Here is a 24,339-nt window from a genome sequence, read left to right as displayed (position 1 = left end):
AATGCAGTATATTACTATATTATATATTACTATACAGTGTAATAATATATGAGGTGAATAGGAGAAATTATATGGTAGATAAATTTATGCAGCAACTGGCAGATTTAGATATACATTTAAATGATCAGATGCAGCAAAAGTTTCATAGGTATTACGAATTGCTTGTTGAGTGGAACAGAGTCATGAATTTGACAAGTATTACAGAGTATGGGGAAGTATATGAAAAACATTTCATTGATAGCTTGGCTGTAGTAAAAGCAGTAAATATGGGAGAAATAAGAACAGTTATTGATGTGGGAACTGGTGCTGGTTTTCCTGCATTACCATTGAAGATTGTATTTCCACATTTGAAAGTTGTATTGTTAGATTCGTTGAATAAAAGAGTAAATTTTTTGAATACAGTTATGAAAGATTTAGAATTGGATGGTATTGAAGCTTTTCATGGAAGGGCAGAAGATTTTGCAAGGGAGGGCCAATATAGAGAGCATTTTGATTTGTGTGTTTCCAGGGCAGTTGCTAACCTCTCTACATTAAGTGAGTATTGTATACCTTTTATTAAAGTAAATGGAATATTTATATCTTATAAGTCGGGTCATATAGAGGAGGAGGTGTGTCAATCTGAAAGGGCAATCTCAATTTTAGGAGGAAAAATAAAAGATGTTATAAAATTTCAGATTCCAGGCACAGAGATAGGAAGAGCTTTTGTCAAAATACAAAAAATTAATAAGACTCAGAAAAGATATCCCAGGAAAGCGGGAATGCCTTCAAAAGAACCATTATAACCAGGACCATAATGGTTGCAGGTTTTTAATATGATTATATGCTAAGAGATTCATGATATTTATTATATAAGAGTGTACTTGATAATTAATACTATTGATTTATTTTTTATACCGGTACTTAGATTTACCTGTTTAAGTATTGTAAATTATCAAGTACACTTTATTATACCCAAAGGGCATCCCATAATGCATGTCCTTTGGACGGGCGGCCTGCGTCCGGCAAGGTATACCCAAAGGGCATCCCATAATGCATGTCCTTTGGACGGGCGGCCTGCGTCCGGCAAGGTATACCCAAAGGGCATCCCATAATGCATGTCCTTTGGACGGGCGGCCTGCGTCCGGCAAGGTATACCCAAAGGGCATCCCATAATGCATGTCCTTTGGACGGGCGGACTGCGTCCAGCAAGGTATACCCAAAGGGCATCCCATAATGCATGTCCTTTGGGCGGGTGGAATGCGTCCAGTAAGGTTATACTTATTGAACTGCTAATGTTCAATAAGGTATATTTATATATCAAATAAAATTTTTACTTGTTCTGTAAATTCTTTTGGCATTTCCATGTGTGGCAGATGCTTTGTTTTACTTATTTCTACAATTTCAATAGACGGAAGTTGATTTTGATATTGATTAGCTATCAATATATTCTCGGGATTTGAGTTACCAACTATTATAAATATACTATTATTTAATTTTTTGAGACAAGATATTATGTTGGCATTCGTGTATCTTGATATTATACTTCCGTAAAGGTATTTCGAACGAGTATTATCTATGTGTGATGCTTCAAAATAACTTAAAATATCTTTTTCTTCAATTTTATTATGATCATAAAAATAATTCATATTAAAATTACTTTCAATGGTTTTTTTGTTAATAATAATATTATATAAAAATGTTCCAAGGATAGGAGTCGAAATTATAAATCTGAGAGATTTAGTTTTTTTAGTAGGTATTTTTGATAAAGAAACAAGATTACTTGGATTAACTAATATAATTTTATTAATAATAGAATCATCATTTCCACAGGCCATTAAACTAAAGGAGCTTGATTCTCCAGTCGCAATAATATCTGTTTTTTCCCCTATTTTATGTTTAATAAAATCACTGATTAACTGCACATATAAATAGTTTGTATATGTAAGGTTAGGTTTATCAGAACGTCCGCAGCCGAGTAAATCCAGTGTATAAACTGTATTGGTTTTAGATAATGTGTTTATTATTTTCTTCCATTCATATGAAGAGCTACAGACATCTAAATCGTGTATAAGAAGAATAGGAGATCCACTTCCACATTTTGTATAAAATATGCGCCCAAACCTCCAATCATAATATTCTGCGTTTTTCTCCAATAATAGATTGTCCAGGGTGGAAATATAATAAACAAATCTATTAATGACATGTACTGCACTTGCTGCGATTCCTGTTATAATAGTACATGCAGTAAATTTCTTTTTCCAACTCAAAAAATCACCTCTTTCAAATTATACCTTGTTAGACGAAGTCTACCCGTCCGAAGGACATGTATTATGGTATGCCCTGTGGGCAAGTCTTTTCAAATAGAATTTATCCATCCAAAGGAACTGATTTAGAAGACACCTTCAGAGATATCTATTATTATACTACATTGATAAACGCAAATAAAGTAAAATTGTATTAAAATGCATATGCAAATGTTTCACGTGAAACATTCATGAAACTATGTTGATTAAATATTAGGAAACAGATATATGTGCTTTATAATTTATTTCTATAAATGTCTAAAACTCATTTGTTCTTTTTGGATAAAATTTATTAAATGGTTTAATATATGTTTGTTCCAGATACAGACGTTTGAATACAATACCTCAGATATATTTCTTAATTAGTATTTGCTAATTGTTAATAATCTCTTTAATATAAGTTTTCACAAATTATCTCTGACAGTATAATATATATATTTACATTTCTTATATTTAATATGATATATTTTTATGAGCAAATATGTACTAAAATCTAAACAACAAAAATTTAATTTCTAATACCATATAGTATAAATAGTAATTTTGATCTAACATCTCAATCAAACATAGTATTAAAAGATACTTTATAAAGTATACACTTAATTCTGAATATACATTAACGTATACCCAAAGAGGCGGCAGACTCTATTCGATAAGGTATACCCAAAAGGCATCCCGTTATGCAGGCCCTTAAAGGGGCGGGTGGACTTCGTCCAATAAGTATAAACCAAGACACTTTTGGATACATCTAATATAATACATTTTATAAATTGTTTTTAAAAATGCATATTAGCTTTTGTCCAAAATAGTAAAACATAAAATAAATTAAATAAATGTTTCACGTGAAACATTTAAAAAAAATATACATATACCAAAAGCTATACCTTATTAAATATTAGTAGTTCAATAAGTATACCTTGCTGGACGAAGTCCATTTGTCCAAAGGACATGTATTAGGGGATGGCATGTGGGTATACCTTGCTGGACGAATTCGGCCCGTCCGAGTACATGTATTAAGGAATGCCCTGATTCTGTTTAAGAAGTATGCTTACTAATACGTTTATTTAAGTTTTATATAAAAAATATATGTTTCACGTGAAACATTGTGTAGATATAAAAATTAAAAGATGATATAATAATAAAGTGTTCAATGAAAGGAGTACGAAAATGGGTAGAATTATCGCAATTGCCAATCAAAAGGGCGGAGTAGGAAAAACTACTACAGCTATTAATTTATCTGCAGCATTAGCGGACCTTGGGAAAAAAGTATTATCCTTGGATATGGATCCACAGGGAAATATGACAAGTGGTCTTAGTGTGGATAAAACTGGGATAGAATATAGTGTTTATGATTTGATTATAGGTAATGCCAGCATTGAAAAATGCATATGCAAGGAAGTATATGAAAACTTGGATGTTCTCCCATCTAATATTAATTTATCAGCAGCCGAGATAGAATTGATAGGTGTTGACAATAAAGAATATATTATCAAAAATGAAATTGAAAAAGTAAAAGATGATTATGATTATATAATCATAGATTGCCCTCCTGCATTGAGCATGCTTACCATTAATGCAATGACAACAGCAGATTCAGTACTTGTTCCTATTCAATGTGAATATTATGCACTTGAGGGGTTAAGTCAGCTAATACATACTATAGAATTAGTCCAAGATAGATTGAATCCTTCTTTAAATATTGAAGGTGTTGTTTTTACAATGTATGACGCAAGAACAAATTTATCTTTACAAGTAGTGGAAAACGTTAAGGATAACCTAAACCAAAATATATATAAAACTATTATACCAAGAAATATTCGTTTGGCTGAAGCCCCGAGCTATGGAATGCCTATTAATTTATATGATCCCAAATCAGCAGGGGCGGAAAGCTATATGATGTTAGCGGAAGAAGTGATTCATAAAGGAGAAAAATAGTTATGGCAGTTAAAAGAAATGGTTTAGGAAAGGGATTAGACAGTCTTATCCCCGATAAAAATACAAAAAATAATACGACTTACCAAGTAGAAGAAAAAGCTGTGGATCATCCTGGGGAATCAAATAATTTTGGGGAAATTCTTGTTAAAATAAATAAAGTGGAGCCTAATCGTGAACAACCTCGGAAAGAGTTTGATGAGGATTCCCTTTTAGAATTAGCAGATTCTATTAAACAATTTGGCATTCTTCAGCCTTTATTAGTACAAAAAAAGAAAGATTATTATGAAATAATTGCTGGTGAGAGAAGATGGAGAGCTGCTAAAATTGCTGGAATTAAAGAAGTGCCCGTGGTTATAAAAGAGTATACAGCTCAGGAAATAGTTGAAATTTCTTTAATAGAAAATATACAGAGAGAGAATTTGAATCCTATTGAGGAAGCCATGGCTTATAAAAGACTTCTGGAAGAATTTAGTTTAAAACAGGATGAAGTGGCTGAACGAGTTTCAAAGAGCAGAACAGCAGTAACTAATTCTATGCGCTTGTTAAAATTAAGCGCTAAAGTACAGCAAATGATAGTAGATGATATGATTACTACTGGACATGCCCGTGCGCTTTTAGCAATTGATGATGAAGAACAACAATTTATAATAGCTAATAAAATCTTTGATGAAAAGTTGAGCGTAAGGGAGACTGAAAAATTAGTAAAAACTTTAAAAAACCCTAAGAAAATACAAAAAGTAGAAAAAAAAGAGAATACTTTTATATATACAAATATTGAAGAAAAAATGAAGAATATTATTGGGACAAAAGTAAATGTGAATGCCAAATCTGATGGTAAGGGGAAGATAGAGATAGAATATTATTCAGAGGACGAACTCGAACGTATATTCGATTTGATTTTGAGCATACAAAATCATTAATAAAATAAATATGTATTTCAAGTATCTATATCTAAAGAGGATTCCTTATACATGTCCTTCGGATGGATGGACTTTGCCTAATGAGGTTATACTTATTGAACTGCTAATTTTCAATAAGTATAGATATACTGTCATAGGTGTATTAAAAGTTATTTCTGGATATGATTTATAGTGAGAATAATGGAGTATAGAAAACTGGGAGTGAAACAAATAATTAAGAGGTGTAAAATAAATGGTTAGTGATTTTTTGAATAGTTATGGCATAGATCCATCCTATTTGATTATATTTTTATTTGCTGTTCAAATTATATTTTTTATATTAATGATAAGAGTTAATATGAAGTATAATAGACTGAAAGCAAGTTATTCATCGTTTATGAAAGGAAAAGATGGAAAGAATTTAGAAGAAAGTATTTTAAAACGATTTTCTGAAATAGATGAAATCATAGAAAATGTCAAGAAAAACACAGATGATATTAGTACTATTAACAAACAAATAAAAGGTCATTACCAGAAGATTGGAATTGTCAAATATGATGCTTTTCATGAAATGGGAGGAAACCTGAGTTTTGCTTTAACTATGCTTGACGAAAATAATAATGGTTGGATTATGAATGCCATGCACAGCAGAGAAGGCTGCTACACCTATATTAAAGAAGTAGTAAAAGGGGAAAGCTATATAGAGTTAGCAGAGGAAGAAGCTGAATCTCTTGAAAGGGCAATTTTCCAGGAAGCATATGCTTTAAAATAGTCTTTATTAAATATGTTAAAATGAATGTACTCGAGGGCATATCAAAATAGATGCCCTAGAGAGCAAATAGATACTAAAGCATTTAATAAGGTTTAAAGGAGAAAATAAAATGTTAGATATCAAATTTGTAAGAACAAATCCAGAGGCAGTGAGACAAAATATTAAAAATAAATTCCAGGATGAAAAATTACCTTTAGTGGATGAGGTACTGAAGTTAGATCAGAGGAACCGTGATATTAAACAAGAAGTAGAGGCTCTGAGGGCAGAAAAAAATAAGATATCAAAAGAAATAGGCGCCATGATGGCACAGGGGAAAAAAGAAGATGCAGAAAGCCTGAAAAGACAGGTGTCCGAGAATGCGGACAGAATAGAAGCCTTATCTGTTGAAGAAAAAGAAGTTGAAGAAAATCTTAAAAAAGTTATGATGGTCATTCCTAACATAATTGACCCTTCAGTGCCTATAGGTAAGGATGACAGTGAGAACGTAGAACTTGAAAGATATGGAGAGCCATTTGTACCGGACTTTGACATTCCGTACCATACAGAAATAATGGAAAGTTTTCAGGGGATTGATTTGGACAGCGCACGGAATGTTGCGGGAAGTGGTTTTTATTATTTAATGGGAGATATAGCACGTATTCATTCTGCAGTAATATCTTATGCCAGAGATTTTATGATTAACAGAGGGTTTACATATTGTATACCTCCTTTCATGATTAGAAGTAATGTAGTAACTGGCGTTATGAGTTTTGCAGAAATGGATGCAATGATGTATAAGATAGAAGGGGAAGACTTGTATCTTATTGGTACAAGTGAACACTCTATGATTGGTAAATTCATTAATACACAGATTGCAGAGGAAGAATTACCTCAAACTTTGACAAGTTATTCACCCTGTTTTAGAAAAGAAAAAGGGTCCCATGGTATTGAAGAGAGAGGTGTATATAGAATCCATCAATTTGAAAAACAGGAAATGATTGTAGTTTGTAAACCAGAAGAAAGTATGCAGTGGTACGAGAAATTATGGAAAAATACTGTTGATTTATTCCGTTCACTGGATATACCTGTCCGCACATTGGAATGTTGCTCTGGTGATTTGGCAGACTTAAAAGTAAAATCAGTAGATGTAGAAGCTTGGTCGCCCAGGCAGAAAAAATATTTTGAGGTAGGCAGTTGTTCCAATTTAGGAGATGCCCAGGCCAGAAGGTTAGGCATCAGGGTAAAAGGAAAAGAGGGTAAATACTTTGCCCATACTTTGAATAATACAGTAGTGGCACCTCCAAGAATGTTAATTGCATTTCTGGAGAATAATTTACAGGCAGATGGGTCAGTTAAAATACCTGAAGCACTTCAGCCATATATGGGCGGATGCAGCCAGATTCATGTGAAAAATAAATAAAAAGATTACATTTGACTGCCAAATTGCAGATGGACATTGATTGGTATACCCAACATGGCTTATTACTAGGCCCATAATGCTTGTCTTTCGGACGCATGGACTTCATCCGACAAGGTTATACCTATTAAACTGCGAATGTTCAGTAAGAAATAAATTGTAGTAGTCTTTTAAATTAAGTTATATAATTTGGAGAATAATATGCATCAATATTTAAAGGCCATTGGTTTCAATAATCTAAATACAAAAAAAGAATTAAAAGAGATTCTGAACCAAGTGGAAACAAATTTTACACATCAGACTATTGTTTCTTATCAGGAAGATGCAGATTACTGTGAATTCCAAAAAGAGTATGGTCAAAATATAGGAATTACAATTTGTGGCGAGTTAGATGGACATGAAAATTTTGATGCAGATTATTATTTTCCATATTTTGAAGGGAGTGGCATAACCACTTGCGTAGAAGTCCTGGTAGAAAAAAGAATTGAAAAAGAACAGTATGTAGGAATTTGTGAAGATCCTAAAGTTGGCATAAGTCTTATCTTTCATCTACAAAATGGAATTGAATATATGAAAGAACAGCAGCTCGGCTTTGATTTTAGGCCAGCAACTTCAGTAACATTTTCAGGGTTGGCATTGTCTGGTAAAATCTTGTTTCCTGTTAAAAAAAACAAGGAACAAATGAGAAATGAAAAGGAAGCATCAGATAATAGAAAAATGCTTCTAAATGCTGCACGCAGCGGGGATCAGACGGCAATTGAAACACTAACTTTAGATGACATCGATATTTATTCAAAGGTGTCAAGAAGACTTATAAACGAGGATATTTTTACGATCGTAGATACATATTTTATGCCGTATGGTGTGGAATGTGATTTATATTCTATTATGGGGGAAATACTTGCCGTAAGAAAAATAGAAAATAGCCTGACAGGTGAAGAGTTATATCAATTAAAATTAGACGTTAATGAACTACAGTTTGACATTTGCGTACCTAAAAGTGAAGTTATGGGGGAACCTGAAATTGGACGCAGATTTAAAGGAACTATTTGGTTACAAGGGTACATTAATTTTTGAGTATAAAAGAAATTGAAATTTTCACTTGTTTCTCTTAGCAGAAGATATTTTTCCACAGCTGTTTAAGAAAATCTTGAATTTTCTATGAAAATATGATATAAAATTAACGGAGCAAATAATTAAATAAATAATATATTTTATATATTTCAGACATTAAATGTCACTCTGCTATTGTCGGACAGCGGAGGGACATTTATTTTTTTGCTGATATTATTAAGGTAAAGGAGGAATTAAAGAATGAGTAATTAAAGTAAAAATCAGCAAGCCGAAAAATATATGTTCAAAATAAAAATAAGGAGGAATAGTTATGCCTAGAACAAAAATAGAATCTTTGGTATTTACCGCAATAACTGCGTGGATTATGGTTTATATTATGACATTATATAATAAAATACTTGTGACAAAACATTTTTTAAATAGTATATCCAAAGGGCATCCCCTAATACATGTCCTTCGGACGGGTGTAGGTATGCTTATGGATACAATGAAAGAAATGTGGATTGAATATATTATTATTTTTTTATGTGCATTTTTCATTTCCAGCCATATTGCCAAATATTTTGCATTTAAGATCGTGAAACCTGATGACCGTTTAATCTATATTATTTTAATCATACAAGTTTTTACAGTTATAGTACAAGTTGCTTTTGCCAGCATTTTGGGAATATATCATGGATCTGGATTTAATGAACAGTTTATACCAAACTACATAGTGACTTACTGCAAAAATTTTATGATGGCATTGCCCGTACAGCTCTTTATTGCAGGTCCAATTGCCAGAAGGATATTCGGTGTAATATTTGCTAAATCGAATCAAGGTATAGGATAAAGGTAATAATTTGAGAAACAAGTGCGTATGTAGAGTGAAATATCAGAATAAATTATATAATAAAGTTATTTTGATATTTAAAAAGCAGAAAAAATAATATTAAAGCGAAATAAATTAGTTTTTTGTATAATATTCTATAAATTATATTGAATAAATTTTATTTTAAATCTTGTGAAAATAAATATTTCGTGTTATATTATTAAAGGTACTTTTTTAATTAAAAGTGTTTTAGAATGTCTCTATAGTTTAGCAGAGAAGAGTGACTGCCCCTGAGGCACCATTATAGTATAGACTTTAAAGGCAATTGGCAAGAGTTCAGATTACAAGTACAATTTAATAGATTTTTCAGATGTCGCTATAGCTCAGCTGGATAGAGCGACCGCCTCCTAAGTGGCAGCCCGTTCAAGTCCAAAACTGAATAATTTGGTTGTAGCGGTTGCATAAAACCGTTATAATATAGATAAGTTCCTGTAGCTCAGTAGGATAGAGCGATTGCCTCCTAAGCAATAGGCCGCTGGTTCGACTCCAGTCAGGAACGTATAAACGCCATGAATCCAAGGATTTGTGGCGTTTTTTCTTTCAGAAATCCATGCGTGAATATAAATTGCATAAATATAAATTCCTGCTAATTGGACTTGAACTGGTTTACCACCTTCTGCTAATAAAATCAGTATGCTTGCTAATAATAAAATTAGCAATTTCTGTGCTAATAAGTTATTGGGCCAAAAGCTGTGCCAGTGTATTAGCCAGCTCGGGCGATTTTTTCAACTGCTCGATTAAACTGTTGATGTCTATTTCTGTTTTTTCAGGCTTTTCATTTGGAAGAGGCGGATTGTATTTGCTCAAATCCGGATTAGCGTAGAACGCTGCATCAAATTTCTGAGCATTTATTTTCCTATCCTCATCAAGAATATGAGAATAAACCTCTGTAACCATATCTGCCTGAGCATGTCCGGTATCGCCCTGAGTCGCTTTAATATCGCCATGGTTCAGCTTAAGTTTATAGGTTGTACTGGAATGTCTGAGTGAATGGAACACCACATTAGGCAGTCCGGCTTCCTTGCGAAGTTCTTCAAAGGCTTTCAGTAATACCCTTCCTTCACATGGACGACCATTCGCAAGAGCAACGACAAGATTGAAGTCCTGGTATTCATTGCCAAGAAATTCTTTCAGTTCGTCCTGTGCCTTTTTCCAATCACGCAGGATATAAGCCAGGGTTTTGGGTATCCATACTCGGCGGACACTTGTATCGTTTTTGGGCTTTTTCAGAACAACCCTGGTTGATGTATTCGGCATCAAAGGAGGAAAGATATAATAGACATCTTTCTGATCCAAAGTTTCCAGTGCCCTTTTTGAGACTCTGATCAACTCCTTCTTGATATCAATGTAAGCATTATCCTCTGCGATTGCCTCATCGGAAATATTTACAAGATCCCAGGTAAGTCCAAGAATCTCCCCTTCCCTCATAGAGCAGGCAAAAGCAAGATTTATTGCTACATACAATTTGCCGTCTTTGCAACTGTTAAGCGCTTTGCTGATACTTTCTGCTGTCCATATATCACGTTTTTTATATTTGGTTCGGGGAAGTGCGTCTGAAAGCTGGAAAGGATTTTTTCCAACAAGTTCCCATTTGACTGCCTGACTAAATGCAGTAGAAAGAAGTTTGAAAATTTTTTCTATCGTCGCAGGAGGAAGATATTCGCTTTTAGGTTTACGGTTCCTGACGATCACAGGTTTTGTCTTTGTCAGTGTTTTGTAGTAAGAATCAACAAATTTACGATTTACCTTCTGAATAGGTGTCGATCCTATAATTGGATTGATATAGTTGCTGATTAACCCTAAATTACTGTCATAAGTAGTAAGTCCCCATTTCTTTTCACCATACAGGGTAACAAAATCATAAAGGAAATCTTCTACTGTCTGTGAGGTAGGAGCAATAAATGTCCCATTCTCCTGCTGACTTTCAATTTCTACTTTTCTTTTATTTGCATCTTTGTAGGTTGTAAAGGTTTCCCACTTCTGTTTCTTCTCGCCTTGAGGCGTATCGTAATAATAAACAACAGAATAATTCTTTTTACGCTTAATGATTGTAGCCATACGTTTTTCTCCTTTATTCAGGTCTGCCGTTCAGCCAGTCCTCAAAGGATTTTTTATTTACCCGTATAATTCTGCCTATCCGTTTGGAAATAAAGAAATCCTGCTCACATAATTTATAAGCAGATTTTTTGCTGATCCCAAGAATGATGGCTATATCACTTACCGAGTAAGTATCAGATCCACCGGATGATAACGCAGATGTTGTTGAGTAGTTGGTTTCTGCTGTCATTTATCCTCCTTTCAAACACAGCAGGAAAAACGTATAACTAAGACATCCTCGTGCCATTATTATACGTTTTTTCCGCCAGGTTGTAAATTTTAGTATTAAAGATAGTTCAAATAAAAAGAAAACAATCCTCCCCATAAGCCAGTTCCTGCGCCTTCTCAAGCCGCGTCTTCGGCGTCGCTATGCAATCTTAAAGCCCGCAGGCACGCAAAATGCTGCACTATCTGCGGACACCTGTATCCCTCTTACAAGGAGTTTATGCAGTTTTCAAGGTTCCTCATGGTTTTTGCCATTTGTAAAGAAAATAGTGGGGAATTTGAAGAAAGTGGAAAAAAATTAGAAAAAGAAGAAAGCTGCCTTTTTAGTCGGGCAGCTTTTGGAAAACTATTTGTGTCTGGCGGCGAGCCTGTTCAGGATGCTGATGACCGCAAGGATATCTTCGTCATCAATCTGTTTCAGCAGGTCTGTTGCTTTTTCAAATAGGGGAATATTGTGAAGGTCTGTATCAAAGAACTGTGCAGGCGTTACTTCCAGGTATTCACAGATATCAAGGAAGTTCTGCATGGTCGGCAGGGAGCGTCCGGCGGAAATGGACTGGATATAACTTTTATTCTTGCCGAGATCCAGGCTCATCTGATATTCAGAGATATTCTTTTTGATCCGCAGTTCGGTTATCCGGTCACCGATGAATTTTTTGTCCATTCCTATCACCTCACTTCACACCTTTTCTTACGATTGTAAACTATTTATTTACAGTAAATTACGGATTAAAAAAGATATATTATTCTGTAAACCGGATATATTACGGAATATAACCGTAATTTCCTGTTATAATACAGTTGGAGAAAAAATTGTGATAGAACCGTCGTTTTGGGGTATGATGATAGAGAGGTGTTTGGGCATGAAAATCATAGGTACACAGAAGGAGCTGGACTGGATACGGGAGGCGCTGGCAAATAATTGCGACGGCTGCGTTTTCGGGGAAAAGTGCAGCGAGAATGCCTGCAGGGAACAGGAACAGCATGGAAAGATCCTGACGAGCTGTCGGGAGTTTCTGGACAGGCAGATCCGGTTTGTCCTGGCAGACAGCGGATCGGCTGAAAACCAGGAGCATCAGAAAAAAGACAGCACAAGATAAGGGAACCTGGATGACTGAAATAACTATATATAGTGTAAAACAAATTGACAGCACCTATATCCTGTGCTAGTATACTGATATAGTTCTTTTTTATGCGTTCCCCTGTGGGGAGAAATGTTTTGGGATTTTGTGAAATCCCGGACATGGAGAGGAAAGGCAGGCGCTTTTCCCAGCATAAGTTGTTTATGTTTGTAGTGTAGTGTCACCGTATGCCGGTAATGGCTGTGTGGCACTTTTTTTGTTTTATAGGTGGAAAACCAGATTTTAAAAGGATGGATGGAGAAAACAGGACGTTTCTCTGTGCATCCTTTTTTATTGCTGTTTATCCGGAAAGGCAAGGCTTTTTCCGGATGTTGTATAAGTGTGTGGCCTGCCACAATCAGCTTCGGCTGTTTATGGATAAATATTTTAAAGAAAGGTGGAAGAAAAACATGAATGAAACAATGGTGTATGCAGACGGTTTTGAAAAGACCTTTGCGACGGCGGAGGAGATGCTTGCATTTCTGGGCCGGAGGCTTCAGTCCTCACAGTGGATCCGCAAGCCGACCCGGTCTCTTCGGCTGGTGCCGCTGGAGAAAGAGGCGGACAACCTGGAGAATGGGGACGCAGAGATGGAGGAGATCCTGAAGGATACGGAAAAGCACACCCGCCTTGTACTGAAGGTACGGGGGGAGGCGTATCCGGTCCGGAACTGTGCCATCCAGACCATTTTAGGTCGTGCCGGTATCAGCGGAGAGGGCCTTCGCAAGCTGGATGTAAGGACCTATGCGAAGGTAGTGAACTGTTGCCTGAAAGTGGCGAAAGGAGAAAGCCTCATCAAGATTGCGGATGGGAAGGTTTCCGCTGTACACGGCGGGGACGCCCATGATTACAGCGTGCTGGATATGAAGGCGATCTTTGAGACGACAAGCGAGTATCTGCACAAGAATTTTAAGGGGAGCACCTATCTGGAAGGCTCCGGGACCTATGACCACTCTGTGATGAGCGCCATGTGGACGCTTGCCGGGAACCAGGAGCTTCTGGATACATACAGGGATGCGCTGGACCGGTACGGGATCAACAAGGAATTTCTTACTCCGGCGCTGCGCCTGACCACTTCTGATGTGGCGGCCAGCGGGGTGAACCTGTATCCGATGTTGCTGACAGACGGCAACAGCCATACGCTCAGCCTGGGAAGTCCGATCACTCTGGCACACCGGAACCACAGTACGATCCTGGATTACCGGGAAAATCTGAAGGAAGTGTATGCGAGATATCAGGACGCCACAGAACGTCTGACAGCGCTTCTGGACATTGAGATCCGCAACCCTGCCAACTGCCTGCATCTGCTGATGAAAAAGCTGAAGATCAAAGCGTCGATCCGTAATGAGGTAGTGGAAATGTATGTGGCCCAGAACGGGGAAGGTCCCTGCAGCGCCCATGACCTTTACTATGCCATGAATGAGGCGCCTTTCTTCGCAGCCTGCGAAGGATTTTCCGGGTGCCGTATCCTGCGTATGGAAGAGGACATCACAAAGGCACTGGCGATGGACTGGAAGGACTATGACGTATGCGCAGCCGTGAACTGTTAGGAGGAAAGAACATATGTTGGATTTGAATTATACACCGGAACAGGTTGTCGATATCAGTGATCTTACCCAGGAGGAGTGGCTCTCTTACCGCCGACTGGGAATCGGAGGCAGCGACGTGGCTGCGATCATGGGGATCTCCCCCTTTGCCACCAGCCGAGACCTGTACAATGATAAGATCGGCGTAGAGCCTGTGATCGAAGAAGAAAGCAACTGGGTCGCCCTGGAAGTCGGGCACCGGCTGGAGGACCTGGTGGCGGAGATCTTTTCAAAGAAAACCGGCCTGGAGGTATTCCCGGTGCGGATCATGTTCCGGCATCCCCTGTATCCGTTTATGCTGGCGGATGTGGATTTTTTCGTGCGTATGCCGGACGGAAGTTTCGCTATCCTGGAGTGCAAAACCTGCAATTATAATGCAAAGGACAAGTGGGCGGATGGAAATATACCGGACCACTATATTTACCAGGTCCGCCACTATATGGCAGTCATGAATATCCATCATGCGTTCATTGCCTGCCTGTGGGGGAACAGCGAAAAGGATTTTGTGTATTATCCGCTGGACCGGGATCTTCTGGAAGAAGAGAACATCATCGAGCAGGAAGAATATTTCTGGACGGAGTATGTGGAGAAAAAGGTGGAGCCGCCGCTGAGTGGGAAGCCGGATCTGGTGCTTGCCAGCATCCGCCGTTACAGCGGGTATGCGGATAAGTCCATCCCGGAGATCAGCATTTCCGGACTGGAAGCCCGCAGCCTGGAGCGATACCTTTCTCTTTCCGAGGAAAAATCCCAGCTTGAAAAGCGGAAAAAAGAGATTGACTCTGAACAGAAGGCGATCATTATTCCATTTGTAGAACAGATGGGCCAGGGGTGCAAGGCGCTGCTGGAGGACGGCACAAACCGTTACAGGATTACCTTCAGCCCCACACGCCGGACAATGATCGGAAAAGAGAATCTGGAAAAGCTGAAAGTGCAGCACCCGGATATTTTCGAGGAATATACAACGGAAACCGAGAACAGGGTCTTCCGGTTGAAGAAGGAGGTGGCCTGATGTTAGAAGGAAAACGGGCGTATATCTGTTCACCGCTGTCTGCGAAAACCAGGGAAGAGCGATTGGAGAACATGATGATTGCAAAAATATGGCTGGATACGATCAGCCGGGCATTTCATTGCCGCACCTTTGCCTCTCATGCTTATCTGCCTCTGATGCTGGACGACACAATCCCGGAGGAACGGGAACTGGCGCTCTCCATTGGGAAACAGCTTTTAGATTTTTGCGATGTGCTGATTATCTGTGGCGAGCGGATTTCTTCCGGGATGAAAGGAGAAATCCTCCATGCCTGGGATACAGGAAAGGGGGTGTACTGGTTTGATGACCGGCGGATACCATTTGGACTGAAACTGATTAAGAATTGGGAGGAATTAAAGGATGCGGTGCAGATTCCAGAAAAAAATATTTCTGAATGAGGGGAGCGGTTATACTGTTGCCCTTTTTACAACACAGGATACTTCTGTACCGCTGGCAGCCAGGGATAAATACCTTCAGACAAGGAAAATGATCGGTTTTACCGCAGTGGGCTTTGACCTTCCCTTGACCGACCAGATCGAAGTGGAGATGGAAGGAAAGTGGGAAAACACTAGCTATGGGATGCAGCTTCAGGTGGAAAATTTCATGGAAGTTGTGCCGAGGACACGGGAGGGGATCATTGGATACCTCTCCTGTGGTGTGGTCAAAGGCGTTGGCCCTAAAGTGGCGGAAGCCATCTACCGTGAGTTTGGGCTTCAGACACTGGAGGTCATGGAAAACCATCCGGAGGAACTGTTAAAGATCCGGGGGATTTCCAGGAAGAAGCTGGAGACGATTGTGGAATCCTTTGGGAAGAACAAGGTGTTCAGGGAACTGATGACATTCCTGGCGCCCTATAAGGTGACGCCCCACAAGGTAAACCTGATCCTGCAGAAATTCCATGATGAATCTGTTGAGGTTATACGGAAGCGCCCCTATATGCTCTGTGCCGTCAAAGGGTTCGGCTTTTTGACGGTAGATGAGATTGGAAGGCAGCTCTGCCAGCGGCTCAATGATCCCATGCGGATTTCCGGCTGCCTAGCGTATATTATGGAGTCCGCCATGAAGGAGGAAGGCCATCTCTTCCTGTACAGGGAAGAACTGGTCCGGCGTTCCCTGGAACTTCTGAACGATAATGTTTACGGCCAGCAGGTAACAGAAACAGAGGTCCAGCAGATCCTTTACCGGCTGGTCATGCAGGGAAGCATTGTGCTGGATGAGGATCGAGTCTATGTGGCCAGGCTGTATGAGGAAGAAACCCAGACTGCATCCATGATCGCAAGGCGTCTTTTGGACCCGGTACAGGAACTGGATATTGAGGAGAAACTCAAAGAAGCGCAAAGGGTACTCTCCCTTACGCTGTCCAGACAGCAGGAACAGGCAGTGCGCATGGTGTTCCAACACAGGATCAGCATAATTACCGGCGGCCCGGGGACAGGAAAAACAACGGTCTTAAAGGTCATCCTGTATATACACGACCAGATCTGCCGTACCAAAGTACAGCTTATGGCCCCCACCGGGCGGGCTGCACGCCGGATGGCGGAAAGTACGGGATACGAGGAGGCTTCTACGATCCATATGGCTCTGGGGCTTTTAGGGGAATCATCGGATTTTCAGCCGGACTGGGACTATCTTTCCGCCGACTTCCTGAATCTGGATGAGGTATCCATGGTGGATATGCACCTTGGATATGAGTTCTTCCGCCGGGTAAAGCCAGAGGCCAGGATCCTTTTAGTCGGGGATGTGGACCAGCTTCCTTCAGTGGGAGCCGGTGATGTTTTCCGCCAGTTGATTTCCTGCGGATTGATCCCGGTGACCCGGCTGGAGGCAGTCTTCCGGCAGGGAGCGTCCAGCAGCATTTATCTCAATGCGAAAAAGATGCAGGAGAACCGGACGGATTTCCAGTTCGGGGAGGACTTCTATTTTATTTCCTGTGCGACTGTAGAAGAGACCGCAGAGACAGTCCGGCATCTTTATCAGAGAGAGATCGGACGATACGGGCTGGATGGCGTGCAGATCCTGACGCCCTACAAGAATAAAACTGTTAATGGTTCCAAGGCACTGAACCAATCCGTTGAGGATCTGGTGAACCCGCCGGATGCGGGAAAAAAGGAAGTGACGGCCGGGAGCCAGACATTCCGGGAAGGGGATAAGGTCATGCAGAATAAGAATACCCTGATGGCCAGCAACGGCGATTTGGGGACGATACAGGCTTTTTATACCAACCCGGAGGGAACGGTGATCACAGTGGTTGCATTTCCCGACGGGCGCACGGTGGAATATGAGCCGGAGCAGATGGAAATGATCGAACATGCCAATGCCATTACCATCCATAAAGCCCAGGGCTCAGAATGTGAGGTTGTCATCATCCCCTGGCTGTTTGCGTTCCGGGTGATGCTGAAGAGGAACATCCTGTACACCGGTATCACCAGGGCCAAGAAAACAGTCTATCTTGTTGGAGACTGGCGGGCTGTCTGCCAGGCGGTACATAACGATGACTCCGGGCGGCGCAATACCATCTTGGGGGAGCGAATCGTCCGTTTTTACCAGCAATATCTCAGGGAACAGGAACCGGAGCAGTTGAAACTTGCGGTGTAAAAATAAATTTTTTTCAATCAGAGGAAAAAGCAGGCTATTCCTTTTATGTAAGGATGGTCTGCTTTCCTGAGAAAGGAGCAGAACATGAACGAATTACTGTACAAAAAATCAAAGGCAGTGGGAAACCTGAACAGAGTTGAGGGATTTGAACCGCTGGAACTTGCCAGGACGATCTCTCAGGAGGGGCAGCCGGATCAGCTTTATCTGGATGTGAAATACCGGAAACTCTGGTTCCGCCTGGTTTATCCGACGGGACGGATCGAAAGCCATATCGTCCACTTTAATGAAAATATGGCGCTGGCAGAGGCGAAGATCTATCTGAGTTATACGGATGCGCCGGAGAATTACGTGGCGAATGCTTTTTCCATGAAGTTCCGGACAGACGATCCGAAGTTTGGGGATAAATTCCTTGAGATGGCGGAAACGGCTGCCGTAGGAAGGGCGCTGTCTGACGCCGGATTTGGCGTCCAGTTTGCCGATGTGGGAGAAAGCAATGACCCGAACCAGGTGGATGCGGGGATCCCCGTACCGCTGCAGTATCCAAGCCCGGATGCGCAGTGGAACGATCCGCAGGCAGCCGGGAACAGCGAACCGGTTTATCCGGGCAGCCAGGGCGCAGCTCCTTATCGGGGCATGGAAACACTCGCCTATGCGGGCCAGAACATGATGGATCAGTATTACCATCAGGCAAAAAGCCAGGGAAACGTCATGGGAATGCCGCCTCAGAATCCAGCGGCGCCCGGACGCAGGGCAGCCCAGGAAAGCCCCTTAGATGGTTCTCTCCCGGTGGAAGAACTGGTAAAGCAGATGTCGTATGAACAGGCAAGAGCCGTCATCATCGGCGGCAAAGGGAAATACGGCGGTATGAGTATGGGGCAGGTGGCAGTGGAAAGCCCTTCCAGCCTGGATTACTTTGCGGCCAACTACCGGGGGCATAACAACCTGATCCCGGCGGCAGCCAGAGTGTTATTAAATCAGGCGCTCCCGCTTGCCGGCTGATCCGGCGGCAGGGAAAGGAGGAAAGCGGTAAATGTATGATGGACCGGACTTTGACTATGACATTCTGGATGTGGTTCATCTCCTGCGGCTTCACAAGCGGCGGGGAAATTATTATGACTGCCCCTTCTGCGGCGATACCAAAGGAAGGCTGAACATCCATCCCGCAAAAAATGTCTTTCGCTGCAACCGCTGCGACAGATCCGGCGGGATGCTCCAGCTTTATGCGGATCTGCACAACCTGACTTACCGGGAAGCGAACCAGGAAATCCGAGAGGCTCTGAACAAAGGGGAATACCGGGAGGCACAGCAGGCGAAAAAGAAAGCGCAGGCTGAGCCGGAACAATCAAAACTGGCGCCTCTTGAAGTACGGCACCGCACGTATAAGGAAATGCTGGATTTACTCCCTTTGTATGAGATCCATAAGGAAAATTTACTGGAACGGGGCCTTACCATGGAGCAGATCAAAGAGCGCAGATACAAGAGCGTTCCGCTCTACGGCCTGCATAAGCTTGCAGAAAGCCTGCTGGAAAGAGACTGTGAACTGGAAGGCGTCCCCGGTTTCTATCAGGATGATACGGGACGATGGACCATGAACTTTAAAGCGAAAAATTCCGGGTTCCTGGTTCCGGTGGAATCGGTGGACGGAAACATCCAGGCATGTCAGATCCGGCTGGACCAGCCAAGGGATAACAATAAATATCTGTGGTTTTCCAGTGCGGGATATCCAGGCGGTACTTCCTCCGGGAGTCCGGTCCATGTGATCGGCGACCCGGATGCGGAGACCGTGTATCTGACAGAGGGCGGCTTAAAAGGCTCCATCGCCCATTATCTGTCCGGGAACACCTTTATCTGCGCGGCCGGCGTCAATATGTATCGGAGCGTCCGGCCTGTGCTGGAAGAACTGCAGCACAGGAAGATGAAACGGCTGGTGGAAACCTACGATATGGATAAAAAGCTGAAGACAGACTGTGACAGGCAGTATCATAAATGCTCCCAGTGCCAGGCGCATGGGGAACAGGAAACATGCCCGTACAAGGTGGAAAAGCGGCGGATTATCCAGAACGCCTGTGGGAAAGTCTACGGGATCTGCCGGGAGTTATCCCTGCCGGTCACCCGGATGGTCTGGGACCAGGACTCAGATGGTAACTGGGCCGGAAAGATCAAAGGGATCGATGACTATTATTACGCAAAGAGGGCTGAAAAATCAGCCCCTTTGCCAGAGGAGAAAGGAGTTGGAACAAAAAGATGAAAAAGGGAGAACGGCTGCTGTTGCTGGCAGGGATCCTTCTTTCCATAGGTGTGCTGATCTTTTCAGTGTGGAAGCTGCGGGGCATCTACGGGGAATACCAGGAGGGCGAAGATACCTATGAGGAACTCTCCGCTTTTGTGGAGGAACCGGAAGATACGCCGGAAGATGAGACAGATGAACCGGAAGCAGAGCCGTCCGGATACCTTCAGATTGATTTCGCAGGGCTTCAGGCGGTAAACCCGGATGTGATCGCCTGGATTGATATTCCCGGCCTTTCGGTCAGCTATCCGGTGGTGCAGCGGAATGATAATGCGTATTATCTGCATCATCTGATCACCGGGGAGTACAACAGCAGCGGCAGCATTTTCGCAGACTGCCATAACCAGCCGGATTTCACGGACCAGAACACGATCATCTACGGCCACAATATGAAAAACGGAAGTATGTTTGGAACCCTATCCCATTACCAGGATCAGGCTTTGTGGGAGGAGAACCCTTATTTTTACCTGTATGTGCCGGGGAAAGTGCTGGAATATCAGATCTTCTCCTGTTATGCCGGGTATGTGGGCAGCGAGGCTTACACCTATGCGTTTCCGGAAGCGGATGATTTCCAGAATTTCCTGGGGAAGATCCGTTCCTATGCAGGGTATGATACCGGCGTGGAAGTCGCAGAAACAGACCGGGTGGTGACACTTTCCACCTGTGTCAGTTCCAGGAGAGACTATCGTTATATTGTCCATGGAAAACTGAAGAAAGTGATGGATAACGAAAGAAACATACGTTGATTTCAGCAGGGAAAATGGATATATTAGGATTATAGAAGGAACGGAGGGATTCGATGTCTCAGGATTTGATGAACATTCTTCAGCAATATGTAAAAGAGTTGCAGAAACTATATGGATCTGGGTTAAGCGCGGTCATTTTATATGGCTCTTATGCCAGAGGAGATTTTCGTGCGGACTCGGATATTGACATTATGATACTGGTTGATATGACAGATGAAGAAATTTCGCAAAGAGGACATGTCCTTTCTGATCTTACATTTGAGTATAATTTTGATTATGAATTGATGATTATGCCAATCGTAAAGAACAAGGACCATTTTGAAAAATGGCTTCGGGCGTATCCATTCTACAATAATATCAAAAAGGAAGGGGTAGAACTTTATGCAGCCTGATTTAGATGATATCGGCGGAGCTAAGGAACTTGCCTTTGCAATCATTATAATATATGGATCACAAAATATTGCGCCGGTATGGGAAAGAAAAATTTCCCTGCCGGTCTTTTTTTATTTTAGGAGAGAACAGTTATGTTGGAATTTGAATATGCCAAAGCACTGGCGGAAATTATATGGAAAGAAAACGATACGCTTGCGGAAGAACGGATACAAACACTCCAATCAATCTTCCGGCGGGCCTGGTATTATCAGGAGCGGGGGATGTTGGAGGAGATTATCTTAGGGTTTGTACAGAAGAAGATCAAAATGATCCAGCAGGCTGAGACAAAAGGGAAACTGCAGGAGATCGGCAGACCGCCAAAGCCCGTTTACAACGGCAACGGTTTTATTCCTGGAAAATACGATACCGAGGAAGAGGAAATGCTGGTCTGGAGCCTTACATCTCTGAAGGCGCCGCTTAACGATCCGGCATATAAACGGTACGAGGAGTTGTTCTGCCTCCTGTTACCGGAAAAGGCGAAGGATGTATTCCCGGAAATGTATGAAAAAAATCAGGAAAAAGCTGCCTGAAGAATGGAGGATGGAGATGACGATCAGAGAAGCAGGAAAAGGAATCGTGACAAACAGAAAACGGATCTGTAGTTACCGGATCGGCTTTATCAATAGTGATGGCAGGGAGGATGAAACAGAACTGGATGTGTGTAATCTTGCTGAGTTGGAAGAAGTGTATCAGGATTTTTGTAAAGAGAACGGCTTCAGGCAGAATACCGTTATCTATGTGAAGCGGTAAATGACCAGTACAGGCACCGGGGGAACCGGTGCCTGCGCTATGATAAATGGGAATAGTTCTTTTGAAAAAAGAGATTTAAAGAATGATTTTAGGTATTACATTTTGGAACTTATCCCTTATAATGAGAACTATACGGAGCATCTGGAAATTTAACGTATATTTGAAAAACAGAGTGATGTTTATGGATTTTTTGATGAACTTATATGGAGGAAATGGTTATGGCAACAAAAATTTTAGTTCACGGATCAGGACACAAAGCAACAAGTTGGGATAAAATAATTTCATACATGGGAGACAATGAAGATATAGTATGTCCAAATCTATCCTCCATCCTCGAAGGGAAAGAGGCGAGTTATGAAAACCTGTATTCTGTATTTGTAAAATATTGCAACGAAATTGATGGACATATTCATTTATGCGGTCTTTCATTAGGTGGTATTTTGACATTAAACTATACTCTTGATTTTCCGCAGAAAGTAAAAACATTGGTTTTAATTGGAACACCATATAAAGTCCCGAAGCTGGCTTTTAGTTTTCAAAATATAATCTTCAGATTTTTGCCAAAATCTATTTTTGAAACGATGGCCTTTGATAAAAAGAATACATTTGCTTTAGGGAATACTATGAAGAACTTAGATTTCAGCAATAGAGTTAAAAGTATTGAATGTCCCACTTTAGTCCTTTGTGGAAAGAAAGATAGTGCAAACATAAAATCAGCGCATTTTTTGGCGCAAAATATTAAAAATGCAGAATTGGAAATTATTGAGGATACAGGTCATGTGGTAAATGAGGAAAATCCAGAAGTTTTAGCTCAAATTTTAACTGAGTTTTATTCAAAAAATGATTTTTGAGAATACTTCATCAATGTTGCATGAAACGATGCTTTATAGAGGTGAAGTAAATGATAGCACAGGCACCGGGGAACCGGCGCCTGCTTTAATAAAGAACACAGATAATTTATTTCATTGAATCCACAATAGATTTCATCTCATCCAATGAGGTTCTCCCTTTCAAAGTATAGCGTATTCCGTCTGCCACGAAGATCGCTACTTTTTCTGACACATAGTCTTTCAAATTTTCTTCTTCAACCGTATCTTCGATAATATTTACTGCGTATCCTTGTTCTGAAGTATAACTTTCAGCAAATTCATATAGTCCGAGATAATCGGTATCCCAACCGTTATTCAGTTGATTTTCACTCAAAATGATATCTACAGATAATGAAACGGGTGAAGAATATTTTTCCCCACTGTCATAGGAATATCTGTTTTCCTCATCAATAAAATGATAGTTACTTGTGTCTCCTAAAATGTAATTGTCAATGGTAACAATTAAAAAATCTTTTTCATCGGTACTTACATTCCCCAGCATATAAGAGTTATTCTGTGATAAGTCAGTATCTAATAAATCAACACCCAAATCCTGCTTTATTGCATCATAATCATTATAATTTGCATCAACCATTCCGTTTTCATCGGCGATAGCATCCATTTCATTCACCTGGACAACCTGCATAGCATCTAATTCCGGCAAGACAGTTTCATTCACCTGAACTTTGTTTAATATATAGTGCCCGGCAAAAACAGTAGTTCCGGTTAGGACAATAACAGCAATGGAAGCTGCAATACTTTTTATTATTGGATAGGATTTTCGATGAACCACGCCTTTTCTTATATTCTTTTTTACGCTATCACTTAATTTAATTTCTTCAAGTTCACGGTCGATTACATTTTTCAAACTAAAATCATTCATACCCTACCTCCACTAAATTTCCCTTTAGCCTTATTCTCGCTCTGTTGAGACGCTGTATCGTAGCGTTTTCAGATTTACCGATTATTTTGGCAATTTCTCTGACAGACAGATTTTGATAATAGTACAATAGGATGATTTGTCTGTCGTTCGCATTCAGTCGCATGATAGCCTCTGAAACACTGGTTTTTTCCAACATCTCTTCTATTGGATTATCGCCGATTTTCTCTATATGATCTTCCAGATTATTTTGAATTATTTGAAACCACCGGTTTCTCATGATATTTTTGCAGGTATTTATCGCAATTCGTATTAGCCATGTTTTTTCACTCGATTTATGCGCAAACGAATCATATGATTTCATTGCTTTAATGAAAGTTTCCTGAACAGCGTCTTCGGCAAGGTGGTAATCTTTTAGATATAAATAGCACATACGGAAAATGCTGTCTCCATATTCCTGCATCAGTCTTTCTAAATATTGATCTGTCGGCATTA

25 protein-coding genes and 1 tRNA gene are annotated in these 24,339 nt (G+C 40.6%); 20 read left to right on the top strand and 6 right to left on the bottom strand.

Going from position 1 to position 24,339, the window contains the following annotated elements; all coding sequences use genetic code 11:
• Positions 1–71: 71 nt before the first annotated feature.
• Complete coding sequence (gene rsmG, locus EFA47_RS18250) at positions 72–782, top strand: 16S rRNA (guanine(527)-N(7))-methyltransferase RsmG (RefSeq protein ID WP_122644627.1); 711 nt, start codon at positions 72–74, stop codon at positions 780–782.
• Between the two features lie 507 nt (positions 783–1,289).
• Here rsmG and EFA47_RS18240 read toward each other — a convergent pair.
• The gene (locus EFA47_RS18240) at positions 1,290–2,246 is read right to left on the bottom strand and encodes an alpha/beta fold hydrolase (RefSeq protein ID WP_122644625.1); all 957 of its coding nucleotides are present in this window, start codon (positions 2,244–2,246) and stop codon (positions 1,290–1,292) included.
• A gap of 1,203 nt (positions 2,247–3,449) precedes the next feature.
• Here EFA47_RS18240 and EFA47_RS18235 point away from each other — a divergent pair.
• The 7 genes from EFA47_RS18235 (at position 3,450) to EFA47_RS18205 (ending at position 9,728) form a co-directional block, all read left to right on the top strand.
• Complete coding sequence (locus EFA47_RS18235) at positions 3,450–4,217, top strand: ParA family protein (protein ID WP_122644624.1); 768 nt, start codon at positions 3,450–3,452, stop codon at positions 4,215–4,217.
• A gap of 2 nt (positions 4,218–4,219) precedes the next feature.
• A complete protein-coding gene (locus tag EFA47_RS18230) occupies positions 4,220–5,137 on the top strand; it encodes a ParB/RepB/Spo0J family partition protein (RefSeq protein ID WP_122644623.1) in 918 nt (305 codons plus the stop codon).
• 232 nt (positions 5,138–5,369) lie between these two features.
• Entirely contained in the window at positions 5,370–5,888 is a 519-nt protein-coding gene (locus tag EFA47_RS18225; protein ID WP_122644622.1) for a DUF4446 family protein, read from the top strand.
• Between the two features lie 109 nt (positions 5,889–5,997).
• Complete coding sequence (gene serS, locus EFA47_RS18220) at positions 5,998–7,287, top strand: serine--tRNA ligase (protein ID WP_122644621.1); 1,290 nt, start codon at positions 5,998–6,000, stop codon at positions 7,285–7,287.
• Positions 7,288–7,485: 198 nt separating this feature from the next.
• On the top strand, positions 7,486–8,361 hold the full coding sequence (locus tag EFA47_RS18215; protein ID WP_122644620.1) for a DUF3881 family protein: 876 nt from the start codon (positions 7,486–7,488) through the stop codon (positions 8,359–8,361).
• Positions 8,362–8,668: 307 nt separating this feature from the next.
• On the top strand, positions 8,669–9,190 hold the full coding sequence (locus EFA47_RS18210; RefSeq protein WP_122644619.1) for a DUF2798 domain-containing protein: 522 nt from the start codon (positions 8,669–8,671) through the stop codon (positions 9,188–9,190).
• A gap of 464 nt (positions 9,191–9,654) precedes the next feature.
• Positions 9,655–9,728: transfer RNA gene (locus EFA47_RS18205), tRNA-Arg, on the top strand.
• Positions 9,729–9,904: 176 nt separating this feature from the next.
• Here the strand turns inward: EFA47_RS18205 and EFA47_RS18200 are convergent.
• The 3 genes from EFA47_RS18200 to EFA47_RS18190 form a co-directional block, all read right to left on the bottom strand.
• Positions 9,905–11,287: a site-specific integrase gene (locus tag EFA47_RS18200; RefSeq protein WP_122644618.1), complete on the bottom strand. Its 1,383-nt coding sequence runs from the start codon at positions 11,285–11,287 to the stop codon at positions 9,905–9,907.
• A gap of 13 nt (positions 11,288–11,300) precedes the next feature.
• The gene (locus EFA47_RS18195) at positions 11,301–11,516 is read right to left on the bottom strand and encodes a helix-turn-helix domain-containing protein (RefSeq protein ID WP_122644617.1); all 216 of its coding nucleotides are present in this window, start codon (positions 11,514–11,516) and stop codon (positions 11,301–11,303) included.
• 381 nt (positions 11,517–11,897) lie between these two features.
• Positions 11,898–12,215, bottom strand: a complete 318-nt coding sequence (locus EFA47_RS18190; RefSeq protein WP_122644616.1) for a helix-turn-helix domain-containing protein — start codon at positions 12,213–12,215, stop codon at positions 11,898–11,900.
• Positions 12,216–12,414: 199 nt separating this feature from the next.
• Between EFA47_RS18190 and EFA47_RS18185 the strand changes: the two genes are divergently transcribed.
• From EFA47_RS18185 to EFA47_RS18130, 12 genes are all read left to right on the top strand, one after another.
• Entirely contained in the window at positions 12,415–12,651 is a 237-nt protein-coding gene (locus tag EFA47_RS18185; protein WP_122644615.1) for a 2-ketoisovalerate ferredoxin oxidoreductase, read from the top strand.
• A gap of 431 nt (positions 12,652–13,082) precedes the next feature.
• Positions 13,083–14,222, top strand: coding sequence for a transposase (locus EFA47_RS18180; protein WP_122644852.1), 1,140 nt, complete (start codon positions 13,083–13,085; stop codon positions 14,220–14,222).
• A 13-nt stretch (positions 14,223–14,235) separates the two neighbouring features.
• Complete coding sequence (locus EFA47_RS18175; protein ID WP_087200774.1) at positions 14,236–15,267, top strand: YqaJ viral recombinase family nuclease; 1,032 nt, start codon at positions 14,236–14,238, stop codon at positions 15,265–15,267.
• Entirely contained in the window at positions 15,267–15,683 is a 417-nt protein-coding gene (locus EFA47_RS18170; protein ID WP_087200776.1) for a DUF7768 domain-containing protein, read from the top strand. Before EFA47_RS18175 ends, EFA47_RS18170 begins: the two co-directional genes overlap by 1 nt.
• Positions 15,646–17,880: an SF1B family DNA helicase RecD2 gene (gene recD2 / locus EFA47_RS18165; protein ID WP_087200779.1), complete on the top strand. Its 2,235-nt coding sequence runs from the start codon at positions 15,646–15,648 to the stop codon at positions 17,878–17,880. Before EFA47_RS18170 ends, recD2 begins: the two co-directional genes overlap by 38 nt.
• Before the next feature lie 84 nt (positions 17,881–17,964).
• On the top strand, positions 17,965–18,879 hold the full coding sequence (locus EFA47_RS18160) for a hypothetical protein (RefSeq protein WP_122644614.1): 915 nt from the start codon (positions 17,965–17,967) through the stop codon (positions 18,877–18,879).
• Positions 18,880–18,910: 31 nt separating this feature from the next.
• Positions 18,911–20,128, top strand: a complete 1,218-nt coding sequence (locus EFA47_RS18155; protein WP_087200783.1) for a CHC2 zinc finger domain-containing protein — start codon at positions 18,911–18,913, stop codon at positions 20,126–20,128.
• Positions 20,125–20,913, top strand: coding sequence for a class B sortase (srtB, locus tag EFA47_RS18150; RefSeq protein ID WP_087200785.1), 789 nt, complete (start codon positions 20,125–20,127; stop codon positions 20,911–20,913). Before EFA47_RS18155 ends, srtB begins: the two co-directional genes overlap by 4 nt.
• A 53-nt stretch (positions 20,914–20,966) precedes the next feature.
• The gene (locus tag EFA47_RS18145; protein WP_087200787.1) at positions 20,967–21,305 is read left to right on the top strand and encodes a nucleotidyltransferase domain-containing protein; all 339 of its coding nucleotides are present in this window, start codon (positions 20,967–20,969) and stop codon (positions 21,303–21,305) included.
• A gap of 132 nt (positions 21,306–21,437) precedes the next feature.
• Positions 21,438–21,875 (top strand): hypothetical protein, encoded by a 438-nt coding sequence (locus EFA47_RS18140; protein ID WP_087200789.1) that lies wholly within the window; start codon positions 21,438–21,440, stop codon positions 21,873–21,875.
• Positions 21,876–21,891: 16 nt separating this feature from the next.
• On the top strand, positions 21,892–22,095 hold the full coding sequence (locus EFA47_RS18135) for a hypothetical protein (protein WP_144018243.1): 204 nt from the start codon (positions 21,892–21,894) through the stop codon (positions 22,093–22,095).
• Positions 22,096–22,313: 218 nt separating this feature from the next.
• Positions 22,314–22,946, top strand: coding sequence for an alpha/beta fold hydrolase (locus EFA47_RS18130; protein ID WP_087200793.1), 633 nt, complete (start codon positions 22,314–22,316; stop codon positions 22,944–22,946).
• 106 nt (positions 22,947–23,052) lie between these two features.
• Here EFA47_RS18130 and EFA47_RS18125 read toward each other — a convergent pair whose 3' ends face one another.
• Both EFA47_RS18125 and EFA47_RS18120 read right to left on the bottom strand, forming a co-directional pair.
• Complete coding sequence (locus tag EFA47_RS18125; protein ID WP_087200795.1) at positions 23,053–23,847, bottom strand: hypothetical protein; 795 nt, start codon at positions 23,845–23,847, stop codon at positions 23,053–23,055.
• Entirely contained in the window at positions 23,840–24,337 is a 498-nt protein-coding gene (locus tag EFA47_RS18120) for an RNA polymerase sigma factor (RefSeq protein ID WP_087200797.1), read from the bottom strand. Before EFA47_RS18120 ends, EFA47_RS18125 begins: the two co-directional genes overlap by 8 nt.
• Positions 24,338–24,339 lie beyond the last annotated feature (2 nt).

The sequence above is a fragment of the Luxibacter massiliensis genome (assembly GCF_900604355.1).
GTDB classification, from domain to species: Bacteria; Bacillota; Clostridia; order Lachnospirales; family Lachnospiraceae; genus Luxibacter; species Luxibacter massiliensis.
Note: the sequence above shows the minus strand (reverse complement) of the source record. Positions and strands in the feature narration are given on the sequence as shown.

What these genes read in the sequence shown, in the direction of transcription:
- rsmG (WP_122644627.1), top strand. Translation starts at nt 72, where the DNA reads ATGGTAGATAAATTTATGCAGCAACTGGCAGATTTAGATATACATTTA.
- EFA47_RS18235 (WP_122644624.1), top strand. Translation starts at nt 3,450, where the DNA reads ATGGGTAGAATTATCGCAATTGCCAATCAAAAGGGCGGAGTAGGAAAA.
- EFA47_RS18230 (WP_122644623.1), top strand. Translation starts at nt 4,220, where the DNA reads ATGGCAGTTAAAAGAAATGGTTTAGGAAAGGGATTAGACAGTCTTATC.
- EFA47_RS18225 (WP_122644622.1), top strand. Translation starts at nt 5,370, where the DNA reads ATGGTTAGTGATTTTTTGAATAGTTATGGCATAGATCCATCCTATTTG.
- serS (WP_122644621.1), top strand. Translation starts at nt 5,998, where the DNA reads ATGTTAGATATCAAATTTGTAAGAACAAATCCAGAGGCAGTGAGACAA.
- EFA47_RS18215 (WP_122644620.1), top strand. Translation starts at nt 7,486, where the DNA reads ATGCATCAATATTTAAAGGCCATTGGTTTCAATAATCTAAATACAAAA.
- EFA47_RS18210 (WP_122644619.1), top strand. Translation starts at nt 8,669, where the DNA reads ATGCCTAGAACAAAAATAGAATCTTTGGTATTTACCGCAATAACTGCG.
- EFA47_RS18200 (WP_122644618.1), bottom strand. Translation starts at nt 11,287, where the DNA reads ATGGCTACAATCATTAAGCGTAAAAAGAATTATTCTGTTGTTTATTAT.
- EFA47_RS18195 (WP_122644617.1), bottom strand. Translation starts at nt 11,516, where the DNA reads ATGACAGCAGAAACCAACTACTCAACAACATCTGCGTTATCATCCGGT.
- EFA47_RS18190 (WP_122644616.1), bottom strand. Translation starts at nt 12,215, where the DNA reads ATGGACAAAAAATTCATCGGTGACCGGATAACCGAACTGCGGATCAAA.
- EFA47_RS18185 (WP_122644615.1), top strand. Translation starts at nt 12,415, where the DNA reads ATGAAAATCATAGGTACACAGAAGGAGCTGGACTGGATACGGGAGGCG.
- EFA47_RS18180 (WP_122644852.1), top strand. Translation starts at nt 13,083, where the DNA reads ATGAATGAAACAATGGTGTATGCAGACGGTTTTGAAAAGACCTTTGCG.
- EFA47_RS18175 (WP_087200774.1), top strand. Translation starts at nt 14,236, where the DNA reads ATGTTGGATTTGAATTATACACCGGAACAGGTTGTCGATATCAGTGAT.
- EFA47_RS18170 (WP_087200776.1), top strand. Translation starts at nt 15,267, where the DNA reads ATGTTAGAAGGAAAACGGGCGTATATCTGTTCACCGCTGTCTGCGAAA.
- recD2 (WP_087200779.1), top strand. Translation starts at nt 15,646, where the DNA reads ATGCGGTGCAGATTCCAGAAAAAAATATTTCTGAATGAGGGGAGCGGT.
- EFA47_RS18160 (WP_122644614.1), top strand. Translation starts at nt 17,965, where the DNA reads ATGAACGAATTACTGTACAAAAAATCAAAGGCAGTGGGAAACCTGAAC.
- EFA47_RS18155 (WP_087200783.1), top strand. Translation starts at nt 18,911, where the DNA reads ATGTATGATGGACCGGACTTTGACTATGACATTCTGGATGTGGTTCAT.
- srtB (WP_087200785.1), top strand. Translation starts at nt 20,125, where the DNA reads ATGAAAAAGGGAGAACGGCTGCTGTTGCTGGCAGGGATCCTTCTTTCC.
- EFA47_RS18145 (WP_087200787.1), top strand. Translation starts at nt 20,967, where the DNA reads ATGTCTCAGGATTTGATGAACATTCTTCAGCAATATGTAAAAGAGTTG.
- EFA47_RS18140 (WP_087200789.1), top strand. Translation starts at nt 21,438, where the DNA reads ATGTTGGAATTTGAATATGCCAAAGCACTGGCGGAAATTATATGGAAA.
- EFA47_RS18135 (WP_144018243.1), top strand. Translation starts at nt 21,892, where the DNA reads ATGACGATCAGAGAAGCAGGAAAAGGAATCGTGACAAACAGAAAACGG.
- EFA47_RS18130 (WP_087200793.1), top strand. Translation starts at nt 22,314, where the DNA reads ATGGCAACAAAAATTTTAGTTCACGGATCAGGACACAAAGCAACAAGT.
- EFA47_RS18125 (WP_087200795.1), bottom strand. Translation starts at nt 23,847, where the DNA reads ATGAATGATTTTAGTTTGAAAAATGTAATCGACCGTGAACTTGAAGAA.
- EFA47_RS18120 (WP_087200797.1), bottom strand. Translation starts at nt 24,337, where the DNA reads ATGCCGACAGATCAATATTTAGAAAGACTGATGCAGGAATATGGAGAC.